Source organism: Acinetobacter ihumii (genome assembly GCF_900625095.1).
Classification (GTDB): Bacteria; Pseudomonadota; Gammaproteobacteria; order Pseudomonadales; family Moraxellaceae; genus Acinetobacter; species Acinetobacter ihumii.
In genome coordinates this window covers 632,208-644,671 of sequence record NZ_LR130760.1, presented here as the reverse complement: position 1 = coordinate 644,671, position 12,464 = coordinate 632,208, and the positions used below count along the sequence as shown (strand labels likewise).

The window sequence follows — 12,464 nt, the reverse complement described above, 5'->3', positions numbered from 1 at the left end:
GTTCTCCTTATGCTGAGACAGGTGCTGGTGCAGCTTGTACCTGTACCACGTGTTGGACGAAGATGCCTGGGGTCACGATCACTTCTGGGTCAAGTTCGCCCAGTTCGACCACTTCACTGACTTGGGCAATGGTAATGTCGGCAGCCATCGCCATAATTGGACCGAAGTTGCGTGCAGATTTGCGATAGACCAGATTGCCCCAGCGGTCGCCTTTATGCGCTTTAATTAAGGCGAAGTCGGCTTTGATTGGGTTTTCTAGTACGTAGTCTTTGCCTTCATATTGAACAGTTGGTTTACCTTCTGCCAGTAGTGTTCCAAAGCCGGTTGGGGTGTAGATCGGGCCAAGTCCCATGCCTGCGGCTTGCATACGACATGCGAGGTTACCTTGTGGTACGATTTCCAGTTCGATTTTGCCCGCACGGTACAGTTCATCAAACACGTAAGAGTCGGCCTGACGTGGGAAAGAACAAATGATTTTTTTGACTGCACCCGCTTTGAGGAGCTTGGCCAGTCCATAGTCGCCATTGCCTGCGTTGTTGCTGACGATGGTCAGGTCTTTGAGTCCAAGTTCGATCAGTCCATCAATCAGTTCAGCAGGTTGGCCTGCTGTACCAAAGCCGCCAATTAATATAGTGGCACCGTCTTTAATCTGGGAAAGCGCTTCCGTTAGGGTCGCTGCACTTTTATCTATCATTTAGATAACTCCATTGTGCATCAAGCAAAATTAGAAAGTAGAAAAACTAGAGCATGGCTAAGGAAGAACATTTCATAAAAGTTCAAATACTATTCCTTAGTCATTCGCTAGGATTCCCTTGTCTGATCATTTTTTATAATTTTTTGTTCCAGTTCCAGAGTAGTTTGGTAGGTTTTGTTCGATGTATGAATAATTTGTTCGACTATCGAACAAAACCTGATTTAATTACTCAAGTTTGGCGTTATAGTATTGTGATCAACGAGACGAATGCATGAAATGATAGGAATTTGAGTAGATATGGACAAAAACACAGAGAAACAAGAAAAAATTATTCATAATTCAAGTAATAAAAAAACCATTCGTCATGAAGATTTTGTTGCGGGTATTGGTAAAGGCATGGCTATTTTAGATAGTTTTGGTACAGACCGCCATCGTTTAAATATTACCATGGCTGCCGAAAAAACAGGAATGACTCGCGCTGCTGCACGTCGACATTTACTTACATTAGAATATCTCGGTTATCTTGAATCTGATGGTCATTATTTTTATTTAACACCAAAAATATTAAAATTTTCAGGCTCTTATTTGGGTGGCGCACATCTTCCAAAGATTTCTCAACCATTGCTCAATTTGTTGACCACACAAACTTCGCTGATCTATTCTGTGATGGTACTTGACGGTTATGAAGCCATTACAATTGCCAGAAGTGCTGCACATCAACAAACCGATCGCGTCAATCCTTACGGTCTGCATTTAGGCAATCGCTTGCCCGCACACGCTACTTCGGCTGGAAAAATTCTTTTAGCCTATCTAGATGATCATGAACAACAAGAATGGCTTTCACAGCATCCATTACAACGACTTACCAAGTATACGCATACCAATAATCACGAGTTTCTTGAGCTTCTATCTGAAATTAAGGAACAAGGCTGGTGTTATTCCTGTGAGGAGCATGAATTAGGCGTACATGCCTTGGCTGTACCGATTTATGGGCAACAATCCCGTGTAGTTGCGGCACTCAACATTGTGTCCCCCACTATGCGAACCACAAAAGAATATTTAATCCAGCATATCTTGCCGCTATTGCAGGAAACAGCGCGAGAATTACGCAATATTTTATAATTCAAAATTTAAACTTCATGTTCGATGATCGAACTTTTACATTTTTTTTGGAAATATCTAATGGTTGTTTTTGATTAGAAAAAATACATAAATATCTATATTTCATTAACTTTTGCTTTATAAATTAACACTGCGATAAATTGGATGGCTAAACATATTTCGATGATTTATGTGAATAGTCATTAGATTTCTTTCATCTGCCCTATTTATTTCCTTGTTGTGAAGAAAAATAAATAGTGTCTAAACAACGATGAAAGAAATCTATTCGATACCTCAGTTTATGCTTGAATGAATGATTCCATATCTCAGAGCATAATTTGGTATTTTAATTGCAGATTTTTATTGTAGAAAAGATTCTGGATGACTACTCAGATGTTGAGGAGCAAAAAATTGATCCCATTCAGTTAAAGCAAGTAGAATCATCATCGCTACAATTAACACTGCAATGATTCTTAAAGTTCCAAGGATATAATGCATTAAGCTTCTCCTTTAACTAGACTTAAATTTGCTTTATAAATCATGTAAAAACACCCACTACACATGAAGCCGAGTGTCATAATCATTGCACCAAGAAAAAACAAATGAGGGTAATTACTGCCATGTGTATGTAAAAAGCTCATGATCAGACCTCCTAAAAGCTGTGCTGTTGCGAATGCTGCGGTGGCGATACTCCATGCAGATTGATGATTTTGAGTACCCAATATACTTAGCAACGCGTTTGAACTCAGGGAAACCACAGCAGGATTTAATAAACCCGTTAAAAAAGATGAAAGTGCCAGACTATAAAAACTGTGCAGATGAACAGGAATAAAAATAGCAAGACTATAAAGTAAATAGCATCGCCATAAAGCACCTGTAAGCTGCCAATGCTTTACACAATAAAAAGCAAAAACAGCACCTAACATCGACCCCACTCCATAAAAAGCCCATTGCTGATTGGCAAATTGAATGGTTTGATGTAATTCACTTTTTATAAAATCAATCCAGAACAGGCTATGCGGAATATAAGCCATAGCACTTAAGGCATACGCAGCGATAATCAATGCGGCCATTTGAATATGCTTTGGTTGCAACGAAATAGTCGAGTGATATTGATGATTGCTTACAGTTATTTTTGGCTGATGCAATAATCCCAAAAAAATCAAACCACTCAAGATCAAACTTAAAACGCCCAGAAACAACCAACCTAATCCCACATTTATTTTGGCGGCATAAGGTACGATAAAGGTTGAAATGACCACGCCTGCACCAATTCCACTAAAAGCCACCATACTCAGTCGAGGTCGCATTTCAGTCGCTACACCTCTTAATGCATAACTGGGTGCAAGTACCATTAACGTCGCGCCTGAGATACCCGAAAATAGCCGTAAAACAATATATAAAGCTTCTGGTAAATTCTGTATAGCGCACAGTAAAAGACTTAGAGTGCCTAAAAATGCATTGATATTAATTAACTTTTTATCTTGAATATAGCGTGAGGCTGGATGCGCCAATAAGGCTCCAATCAAATAACCCAATAAATTTGCACTGCTTAAATAACTGGCAAAGGTCACTGTAAACCATTTTTGTTCAACTAAAAGCGGCATTAGCGAGCTATATGAAAATCGAAACAATCCAATACCTAGACAGGTTGACAAAAATGCCATCCCAAACAATCTGGATGTATTTTGCATAGACAAATCTCTGTTTAACTTGAATAAATTAAAGCGTATTCTCTCTATCTGGTAAAATGATTTATAATGATAGTCAGTATCTTATTTTAAGATAGTCGTATTGTTTTGAGAAAACGATTGTTGAACTACTGAGTGAACAACAATGCAATTAAAGTCGTTGGAAATCTTTTTAAAAGTTGTCGAATGTGGCAGTTTTTCACATGCAGCCACACAAATGCATACGGTGCAATCTAATATCACCAATCATATAAAAAAGCTTGAAGATGAATTAAATTGTGAATTATTGTCGCGTCAATCCCCTATTCGCCCTACTAGTGCAGGTCAACAATTGCGCCATTATGCGCAGCAAATGCTTGAACTGCATCAGCAAGCCAAATTTCATTTTTCGGATCAGACTTTATGTCGGGACATTCCATTAAAAATTGGAAGCATGGAAACCACGGCAGCGACACGTCTACCACAATTGTTTAAATCGGTACTTTTACAACTACCTGAATTACGACTGCATTTGAATACGGGGACAACACGCGAATTGATCGACCGCGTTTATACAGGTGATCTCGATTGTGCTTTTATTGCCAGTTCACAAGTCTTGCCTGATTTTTATCATTTACATGCATGGACTGAGCATTTGGTGCTGATATGTCCTAAAGAAGTTGATGCGTTTCCTGATAAAAAGGTTTTGTTAAAAACCCCTTTTCTTGCGATTCGTCAGGGCTGTTTTTATCGAAAATGCATCGAGTCTTTTTTACAGCGTTATGATTTGCCGCCATCACAACTCACTGAAATGGGCAATCTGGATGCGATTTTAAGCTGTGTACATTTGGGAATGGGCTACGCCATATTGCCACGCTCGTACATTGAGAAATCATCTTATAAAGATGCATTGCGATTTTTTAATATTGACGATCAAATTGGTGAAATCAATACCTATCTAATCGCCAACAAGCCACAAAGCTGGAGTGGTAATCTCAAACATTTTATTGAACAAGTCAGCGATATTTTGGAACAGCCGAGAACTTTAGAAATTGTCTAAGGCATTTGCACAGCATTGATATATTCTTGAATTTAAGTATAAAAATGAATGCCATATGTGACATTCATCTTTTTACTGATTTGATATATGGATGCGACTCAAACGATATTGTAGTTTTTAATAACCGTTTAATACACTGACTTGATTCACCAAAGCCAAATCATGCTGAATACGATGATCATTTTCAAGAATTTGTCCAATCACAGCCGACCAAGGTGCGTGTGAAGCAACATGCGGTGTCACTAAAACTTTAGGATGTTGCCAAAAGACATGATCTTGCGTCAAAGGTTCTTTTGCAAATACATCCAGAACCGCACCACGCAATTGCTCAGAATCTAAAGCGTCAAGTAAATCCTGTTCATTTAAATGCTGCCCACGACCACAATTGATGATGCAAGCACCTTTTGGAAGTTGTTGGAACAATTCAGCATTTAATAGGCCAAAATTATCTTCTGTCAAAGGAAGTAAATTAATTAAAATTTCACTTTGTGAGAGAAAATCCTGTCGTTGTTGATTGCCTGCAAAGCAATTCACACCTTCAATTTGCTTTAAGCTGCGTGACCAACCCGAAACTTGATAACCCAATTTTGCAAATTTTTCAGCAATATAACCTCCCATTTGCCCTAAACCCATAATACCAATTTTGATATCTGAACTGGATTTCTGTGGAGGTTGCTTCCAGCGTTGCTGTTGTTGTTGCGGAATCAACACATCAAAAAAACGCTGATAATATAAGACACACCATTGCAAATAGTCGTACATGCCTTTCTGGTGCGATTCATCTACCACACGGCATACTGCATAACGCTCGCCAATTCGTTTTAGGTTTAAGTGTTCAACACCTGCGGCCATCGAGTGAATCAATTTTAGATTTGGTAATGTTTCCAGATAATCCAGATCTGGAAACCACGAAATGGCAGTGGTTGCATATTGCGCCTGTTCGCTATGCGCCAAACAATAAGCATTTTGCGGTGCATATTCAGCCAATGCATCTTCCAGCCATTTTTGTACTTTAGGAACAGTAGTTGCTATCACAATCATGAACAATATTCCTCTTTTTGCCCTTCAATCAGTGATAATGCAGCATTCCACGCATTTGCAATAATACGTTCAATTCCTTTGGATTCAAACTGGGCTGCGGTATGCTCACAGACCTGTTGAGTTGGAAAATGCAATTCACATCCGCCTGCAAGTGCTTTAATTTGTGCCTGACAAGCACGTTCCAAAAAGTAAATTTCATGGAAAGCGCGTTGTACACTATCACCTGCTGCCAATAATCCATGATTACGTAAAATCATGACTCGATTCTGACCAAAATCCTGAACGAGGCGTTCACGTTCTTCGGTCAATAAGGCAACACCTTCGTAGTCGTGATAGCTCACTTTGTTATAAAACTTTAAGGCATGTTGCGAGATTGGGAGTAATCCTTGTTTTTGTGCAGATACCGCAATGCCATCAGCCGTATGGGTGTGAATCACACAATGTAGATCGTGACGTGCTGAATGAATGGCTGAATGAATCACAAATCCTGCAACATTGACCATTTTCCCTTGATCATGTTCATCGACAATATTGCCGTCATAGTCAATTTTGACCAAATGAGAAGCCGTCATTTTTTCAAAAGGAATACCATATTGGTTAATTAAAAAATGACCCTCTTCATCAGGCACTCGCAAACTAATATGGGTATCAATCAAGTCAGTCATTCGATAATAGGCAATTAAACGATATAAAGCTGCTAATTGACATCTCGCAGCCCACTCACTCGCAGAAACTTGTTGTTGTAAACTTGACATAGTTGCATCCTTTGCATGTTATGACTATTTTGTGAATCTTATAAAAATCTACAAATTTAGTCGAAATTTGGTTGTCGTTTTTGCATAAATGACCGCACGCCTTCTTTATAATTGGCCGACTGACCTGCTTCACGTTGCAAGTCTCGTTCAAGATCAAGCTGCTGTTCAAGCGAATTTTGCTGAGAAAGATTCAAGGCTTTTTTTATCAATTTCATTGAGGACGATGGCTTCAACGCCAACATCTCAGCCAAAGCAGTCACTTGATTCTGAAATTCATCATCTGGATAAACCTCCCAAATCATACCCCATTGATAGGCTTTTTCGGCACTAAGTTTATCGGCAAGTAAGGTTAATGCCTTGGCTCGCGCATGTCCGACCAAACGCGGTAATATCCACGTACCCCCTGCATCTGGAATTAATCCCACTCTGGAAAATGACTGAATAAATGAAGCTGACTGTTTGGCAACAACAATGTCACAGGCCAATGCAATATTTGCTCCCGCTCCTGCGGCAACCCCATTGACAGCAGCTACAACCACTTTAGGCATATTGGCGATTTTTAAGATTAAAGGATTGTAATACTGTCCCAGAGATGCGCCTGCATCATAATCTGGATGCTCAATCACTTCTGGATTACGAGCAGACAAATCCTGCCCTGCACAAAACCCTTTTCCCATCCCCGAAATTACAATCACTTTGATCTGCTCAGATGTTTCCCATTCAGACAAAATGTGGGCAACTTCCTGATGCATCTGTTCATTAAAACTATTTAAAACTTCAGGTCGATTAAACGTTAAATAAGCGATACGCTGCTCAACACGAACTAAAATATGTTGAAAATTCATATTCAATACTCATCTATTCTATGAAGAGATGGATTTTTTCCATCTCTCTATCTTACCTATAATTAAAGAGCAAAGTCTTCTGCATCCAGTGCCATAACAGCATCGGCCCCTGTTTTCATTGAGGCTAGATGTTGTTGAGTTCGATTTAATAATTTCTGGTAAAAGAATTTTGCAGTTTTGAGTTTAGCCTGATAGAACTTGGCTTCAGTTGTATTCTCATCCAGTTTTTGCTGCGCCACTTTTGCCATACGCGCCCATAAGTATGCATAAACAATATAACTTGAGTAATACAGATAATCGACCGAAGCTGCTCCAATTTCTTCAGGATTGTGCTGTGCTTTTTCCGCAATGTACTTGGTGATTTCAAGCCATTCGCTTTTGAGCTTGGATAATTGATCAAGATAAGGGGCTAAGTTGCGATCAGCCTGATTTTCAATGACAAACTGATCAATTAAATCAGTCATATTTTTGAGCAACTTACCTTCTGACTTGAGCACTTTACGCGCCAGTAAGTCGAGTGACTGAATTTCTGTGGTGCCTTCATACAGAGTAGAAATACGTGCATCTCGAACAATTTGTTCCATACCATGTTCAACAATAAAACCGTGCCCACCAAAAATTTGTACACCATGTTTAGCAGATTCATTGCCTGATTCGGTTAAAAATGCTTTGGCAATTGGGGTTAAAAACGCCAGCAATTCATCCGATAGTTTTTTTTGATTTTCATCGGTTGATGTTTCAACAATATCTGCATGTTGTGCCAGAAAATAAGCCAAGGCGCGTCCCCCTTCAGCAAAGGCTTTTTGAGTCATTAACATGCTACGTACAGCAGGATGTACAATAATCGGATCTGCATTTTTTTCTGGGCATTTGGCTCCAGTTAAAGCACGCATCGCAACACGTTCTTTGGCATATTCAAGTGCACCCTGAAAAGCAATTTGAGATGCAGCAAGTCCCTGAACTGCTGTACCAATACGTGCAGTATTCATAAAGGTAAACATGCAATTTAAGCCACGATTTTCAGGGCCGATCAGATAACCTTTGGCAGCATCGAAATTCATAACACAAGTGGCATTACCATGAATTCCCATTTTATGTTCAATCGCACTACACACCACCTGATTACGCTCTTGAAGATCACCAGATTCATCGACATTGAACTTTGGCACGATAAATAATGAAATTCCTTTTGTTCCTGCTGGAGCATTTGGCAACCGTGCCAAAACGATATGTACAATATTTTCAGCCAGATCATGTTCACCAGCAGAGATAAAAATTTTCTCGCCTGTAATGCTGTAACTACCATCTGGCTGTGGTTCAGCTTTGGTACGAATAAGACCTAAATCTGAACCTGCATGTGATTCGGTTAAACACATGGTTCCTGTCCAGACACCTGAAATCAGTTTAGTCAAAAATGTCTGCTTTTGTTGCTCAGTTCCATGATGTTCCAGTGTACGCATCGCACCATGTGAAAGTCCCTGATACATTGCCCATGACCAATTTGAACCACAAAGCATTTCTGAAATGGCAATACGTAATAAGGTTGGCATGCCCTGACCGCCATATTCAGGATCAGCCGTCAATGACGTAAAACCTAACTCAACATACTTGTTATAGGCTTCTTTAAAGCCCTTTGGTGTGGTCACCACTCCTTTATCAAAATGACAACCTTCCTGATCACAATTTTGATTAATCGGCGCAATTTCATTTTCACAAAAATCGGCAGCGGCCTCTAAATATTGATTAATCAGGTCACGATTCAACTGATCTGCATATTTAGGGAATTGTTGGTAACTTTTTTCGACCTCTAACATTTCATGTAAAACAAATTGCATATCACGCTGTGGGGCTTTATATACAGGCATATCCTATTTCCTTGAGTCTGTATTTCACTTAAAACATCTGATAAGTGAGTTAAAAATTTATTCTCCTCATCAACTAAAAATATATAAATTTATTCCATAATGCAAAATTAATTTTTGAAAATTACTAAATCTTTAATGCTATTCCCACTCTGTATTTTCAACTATAAAAAATTAATTTAAAAATTTTTATTAAATTACATTTACTTAAAATCATTTAGAATTTATTGTTTTTAATTTAAATAAATTTTTATTTTTGTTATGCAAAATTTTATTTCGATTAATTTGTTTTTATAGTATGGTGCAGCATATGTTTCACAGCAAGGATGACTTATGCAAACTGGTTTAGAATTTTTAACAGCCCTAAAAAATGGTGATATTTCTGCATCCCCTATGGCTCAGACTCTTCCAATGCAATTGGTTGAAGCATCACAAGGGAAAGTAACCTATAAAGTGATTCCAAATCAGAGCCACTTAAACGTGCAAGGCGGAGTTCATGGTGGTTTCTGTGCCACTGCACTGGATACGGCAACAGGTGGTGCAGCACACTCTGTACTTGAGGGCAATGTGGGATACGGCACGATTGACCTTAATGTGAAAATGATTCGTCCTATGCAAATTGACACAGCATATTATGCGCATGGCGAACTGATTCATGCTGGGCGAAATATTATTACCACTGAAGGAAAAATTGTAGATGACAATGGCAAAATTTATGCCTTTGCCTCTGCAACCTTTATGATTATTCGTCGTTGAACTAAAAACCCAACAAAGATTAAGTCCTAACGACTTAATCTTTTCAAATGCGGCTGTCTCATTTTATAAAAATCATAGCGGTCAATCGCAAAACTAATGATTGCCATGCACATGCCAATACTGGCACAAGCAACCCAGCCCCAGTGCTTCCATGCATAGACTGCGACAAAAGAGCCTAATGCAGCACCACCAAAATATAACGTCATATAAATTGAATTGATGCGGGAACGGGCCTGAGCAGAAATGCGATACACCAGATTTTGATTGAGCACATGTAAAGCAGACAAACCAAAATACGCCAAAATAACCCCAATCGCGTACAGTACTAGAAATTTCTGAGCAAAGAATAATGGAATCCACGCCAAAATGAGCAAGATGAGGCTTACCAGTGCGGTTACATTTTCTTGCTGTCGTGCAATTTTTTTACCCGCCCAAGGGGTTGCAAACACCCCAGCCAAACCCACGATCCCAAATAAACCAATTTGAAAATCATTAAAATAATAAGGTGCATTTGCGAGTAAAAAGGTCATTGTGGTGAAAATAAGTGCCAGAATACCAAAACCAATTCCGCCCACTAAACCACGCCGAATTAAATGGGGTTCATGGACTGCCAAAGTAAATAATGATGCATAAATTTGCCAGACTTTTAATTTGACTGTTTTTTTGGCAACAGGCAGTTTAAACCAGACCAGCACCGCAAATAGTAAAAGTATAAAGCCACTTAATAAATACACGGCATGCCAAGTCCATACCGTAGAAATTAATCCTGCAATTGAACGCGCCAGCAAGATTCCCATGAATAAGCCACTCATTAGCGTACCAACAACTTGCGGGCTTTTTTGCGGTGTTGCTAAACCAGCGGCAAATGGAACTAGCACCTGTGTTGAAACAGAAAAAAAAGTGGAAAGAAAAGTTAAACTATACAGTGCAGTTAAATTGGGACTAAACGACAGTCCAATTTGCGCCAGCCCTGTACAAGCCATTAAGGAAACGATATAAGATCTTTTTTCAAAAAAATCGCCCATGGGAACCAATACAAATAACCCTACAGCATAAGATAATTGCCCGATGACAATGACTAATGCCGCCTGTTCAGGATTGACTCCCAGAGCATGTGCGATTGAATAAATTAACGGTTGATTATAATAATTCGATCCAGCACTGATACCACAGGTCATGGCCAATAAAAAAATCAGACCTTTAGACATATCCATGTGTTCTGTGCTGGTCTGAATGACTTTAGACATCCGTTTATTACTCTATAACTGATTTAGAATTTATACATCGACACAAAATTGACTCGTGATACATCTGCTGTTCTGCCGTCAAATACCTTGCGTTCGCCATGATGGTATTCCACGCCTAAATCCATTTGTGCCGTTGGACTATAAAACAGGTTCGCCGCATAATCAGTTAACCGATCGTTAGCATCCTGATTTAATTCAGCATATTGGCTAAGATCATCATATTTAAAGATTGATGCTGACCAGTTGGTGCGCCATTGATCATTAAATTTATAGGTATAACCGAGATTAAATGAATCCAGTGTATTCATTACTAGATCGGTTTTCTCTTGATTTAAGGAAAAGTCACCTGCGGCATTTAAGTTAGATGCATTGAGCAAACCGCTTTGTGAAGTGTAAGGCATAAATTTCTGATCGCCCACAATATGTTGATAGTTCGCCTGTATCGATTGCTTTGGACTAAGTTGATATTTTAGTCCACCACCCGCACCCCAACTCACCTTTTTGACGTCATCACGACCAACACTTACTGATTTTTCATTTACAAAACCTTGAGCCAGTAACAATAATGGCCCTTCTTTATAAGAATAACGACCTGTTAAAGAAGGAAAAGCAGAAACACGTGAACCTGTATATTCGAGTGCGAGTTTTAAGTCATGATTTTTATCAATTTTCCAGTCATAACGTACTTGCGGTAAACGTGTATATGATGTTCCCATGAACTGGGTATAGTCCACCGATTCTGTACGGGTTTCCATATTGGACATGAGTGACCATGTTTGACCAAAAGTCCAGTCTTTATAGGTAAAAAATGCATGACGAATACGGAACTTACCATCGCCTGTTCCCATATTGGAACTATCAAAAAAGTCAGCCTCAACATTTCCCGTCACTTTTTTATCTGGACTGGTAAAATACACGCCTAAACGGCTGGCATTAATACTGGCATCAGATCGTGCATGATTCGCGCGTTTATCACTTTCAAAAGGTGTCCGATTAATACTGCTGGTGGTACGTCCCCCTGTGTCTGGTGAAGATTTAAAATCCACCGCAGCATCGAGACGTGCAATTCCATAGACTTTGACATTGTCCGTCCATGTGACCCATGACGGTGGAATGGCTTTTTCTGTTTTTACTGGAGTGCTTACTGGTGCTGTTGTTTTTTGTTCAGCTAATGGGGCAGTAGTCGCCAAGATTTTTTGCTGATTGGTTTTTTGCAGTTCAAGCTCAGTTTTCAAACGCTGTAATTCTGCTTCAAGTGCATTAATTCGTTGCTCGGTGGTATTTTCAACAGAATTTGCAAAAACACTCCCTGAGACCGCGGCACAAGCCGCAGCTAAAATAAGTTTTTTCATCTTTATTCCTTAAAGATAGAGTTTAATCAATCAACTTGTATATGCCCCTGAATATCCAAATTTTCATATACAAGTTAGTTT

At 39.2% G+C, this 12,464-nt stretch carries 12 protein-coding genes; 3 read left to right on the top strand and 9 right to left on the bottom strand.

Features of this window, described 5'->3' with window-relative positions:
* Positions 1–7 precede the first annotated feature (7 nt).
* The gene (locus tag E0D95_RS02975; RefSeq protein ID WP_130802477.1) at positions 8–694 is read right to left on the bottom strand and encodes a 3-oxoacid CoA-transferase subunit A; all 687 of its coding nucleotides are present in this window, start codon (positions 692–694) and stop codon (positions 8–10) included.
* A gap of 297 nt (positions 695–991) precedes the next feature.
* Between E0D95_RS02975 and pcaU the strand changes: the two genes are divergently transcribed.
* Positions 992–1,816: an IclR family transcriptional regulator PcaU gene (pcaU, locus tag E0D95_RS02970; protein WP_130802476.1), complete on the top strand. Its 825-nt coding sequence runs from the start codon at positions 992–994 to the stop codon at positions 1,814–1,816.
* A 339-nt stretch (positions 1,817–2,155) separates the two neighbouring features.
* On the opposite strand, the gene E0D95_RS15655 is transcribed toward pcaU, so the two are convergent.
* Together E0D95_RS15655 and E0D95_RS02965 are read right to left on the bottom strand one after the other, a co-directional pair.
* Entirely contained in the window at positions 2,156–2,293 is a 138-nt protein-coding gene (locus E0D95_RS15655) for a hypothetical protein (RefSeq protein WP_165443229.1), read from the bottom strand.
* Positions 2,293–3,462, bottom strand: a complete 1,170-nt coding sequence (locus tag E0D95_RS02965) for a YbfB/YjiJ family MFS transporter (RefSeq protein WP_228258885.1) — start codon at positions 3,460–3,462, stop codon at positions 2,293–2,295. Before E0D95_RS02965 ends, E0D95_RS15655 begins: the two co-directional genes overlap by 1 nt.
* A 169-nt stretch (positions 3,463–3,631) precedes the next feature.
* On the opposite strand from E0D95_RS02965, the gene E0D95_RS02960 reads away from it, so the two are divergent.
* Positions 3,632–4,525: a LysR family transcriptional regulator gene (locus E0D95_RS02960; RefSeq protein ID WP_130802474.1), complete on the top strand. Its 894-nt coding sequence runs from the start codon at positions 3,632–3,634 to the stop codon at positions 4,523–4,525.
* A gap of 117 nt (positions 4,526–4,642) precedes the next feature.
* Here E0D95_RS02960 and E0D95_RS02955 read toward each other — a convergent pair whose 3' ends face one another.
* The 4 genes from E0D95_RS02955 to E0D95_RS02940 all read right to left on the bottom strand — a co-directional run bounded on the left by E0D95_RS02955 (position 4,643) and on the right by E0D95_RS02940 (position 9,031).
* A complete protein-coding gene (locus E0D95_RS02955) occupies positions 4,643–5,566 on the bottom strand; it encodes a 2-hydroxyacid dehydrogenase (protein WP_130802473.1) in 924 nt (307 codons plus the stop codon).
* Positions 5,563–6,321, bottom strand: coding sequence for a class II aldolase/adducin family protein (locus E0D95_RS02950; protein WP_130802472.1), 759 nt, complete (start codon positions 6,319–6,321; stop codon positions 5,563–5,565). The genes E0D95_RS02955 and E0D95_RS02950 overlap by 4 nt, the downstream gene beginning before the upstream one ends.
* A gap of 56 nt (positions 6,322–6,377) precedes the next feature.
* The gene (gene paaG / locus E0D95_RS02945) at positions 6,378–7,166 is read right to left on the bottom strand and encodes a 2-(1,2-epoxy-1,2-dihydrophenyl)acetyl-CoA isomerase PaaG (protein ID WP_130802471.1); all 789 of its coding nucleotides are present in this window, start codon (positions 7,164–7,166) and stop codon (positions 6,378–6,380) included.
* Between the two features lie 62 nt (positions 7,167–7,228).
* A complete protein-coding gene (locus tag E0D95_RS02940) occupies positions 7,229–9,031 on the bottom strand; it encodes an acyl-CoA dehydrogenase C-terminal domain-containing protein (RefSeq protein ID WP_130802470.1) in 1,803 nt (600 codons plus the stop codon).
* A 330-nt stretch (positions 9,032–9,361) separates the two neighbouring features.
* Between E0D95_RS02940 and E0D95_RS02935 the strand changes: the two genes are divergently transcribed.
* Positions 9,362–9,784, top strand: coding sequence for a PaaI family thioesterase (locus E0D95_RS02935; RefSeq protein ID WP_130802469.1), 423 nt, complete (start codon positions 9,362–9,364; stop codon positions 9,782–9,784).
* 26 nt (positions 9,785–9,810) lie between these two features.
* Here E0D95_RS02935 and E0D95_RS02930 read toward each other — a convergent pair whose 3' ends face one another.
* Together E0D95_RS02930 and dcaP are read right to left on the bottom strand one after the other, a co-directional pair.
* On the bottom strand, positions 9,811–11,031 hold the full coding sequence (locus E0D95_RS02930) for an MFS transporter (RefSeq protein WP_130802468.1): 1,221 nt from the start codon (positions 11,029–11,031) through the stop codon (positions 9,811–9,813).
* Positions 11,032–11,054: 23 nt separating this feature from the next.
* On the bottom strand, positions 11,055–12,383 hold the full coding sequence (gene dcaP, locus E0D95_RS02925; protein WP_130802467.1) for an outer membrane trimeric porin-like protein DcaP: 1,329 nt from the start codon (positions 12,381–12,383) through the stop codon (positions 11,055–11,057).
* Positions 12,384–12,464 lie beyond the last annotated feature (81 nt).

What these genes read in the sequence shown, in the direction of transcription:
- E0D95_RS02955 (WP_130802473.1), bottom strand. Translation starts at nt 5,566, where the DNA reads ATGATTGTGATAGCAACTACTGTTCCTAAAGTACAAAAATGGCTGGAA.
- paaG (WP_130802471.1), bottom strand. Translation starts at nt 7,166, where the DNA reads ATGAATTTTCAACATATTTTAGTTCGTGTTGAGCAGCGTATCGCTTAT.
- E0D95_RS02940 (WP_130802470.1), bottom strand. Translation starts at nt 9,031, where the DNA reads ATGCCTGTATATAAAGCCCCACAGCGTGATATGCAATTTGTTTTACAT.
- E0D95_RS02935 (WP_130802469.1), top strand. Translation starts at nt 9,362, where the DNA reads ATGCAAACTGGTTTAGAATTTTTAACAGCCCTAAAAAATGGTGATATT.
- E0D95_RS02950 (WP_130802472.1), bottom strand. Translation starts at nt 6,321, where the DNA reads ATGTCAAGTTTACAACAACAAGTTTCTGCGAGTGAGTGGGCTGCGAGA.
- dcaP (WP_130802467.1), bottom strand. Translation starts at nt 12,383, where the DNA reads ATGAAAAAACTTATTTTAGCTGCGGCTTGTGCCGCGGTCTCAGGGAGT.
- E0D95_RS02965 (WP_228258885.1), bottom strand. Translation starts at nt 3,462, where the DNA reads ATGGCATTTTTGTCAACCTGTCTAGGTATTGGATTGTTTCGATTTTCA.
- E0D95_RS02930 (WP_130802468.1), bottom strand. Translation starts at nt 11,031, where the DNA reads ATGTCTAAAGTCATTCAGACCAGCACAGAACACATGGATATGTCTAAA.
- E0D95_RS02960 (WP_130802474.1), top strand. Translation starts at nt 3,632, where the DNA reads ATGCAATTAAAGTCGTTGGAAATCTTTTTAAAAGTTGTCGAATGTGGC.
- pcaU (WP_130802476.1), top strand. Translation starts at nt 992, where the DNA reads ATGGACAAAAACACAGAGAAACAAGAAAAAATTATTCATAATTCAAGT.
- E0D95_RS02975 (WP_130802477.1), bottom strand. Translation starts at nt 694, where the DNA reads ATGATAGATAAAAGTGCAGCGACCCTAACGGAAGCGCTTTCCCAGATT.
- E0D95_RS15655 (WP_165443229.1), bottom strand. Translation starts at nt 2,293, where the DNA reads ATGCATTATATCCTTGGAACTTTAAGAATCATTGCAGTGTTAATTGTA.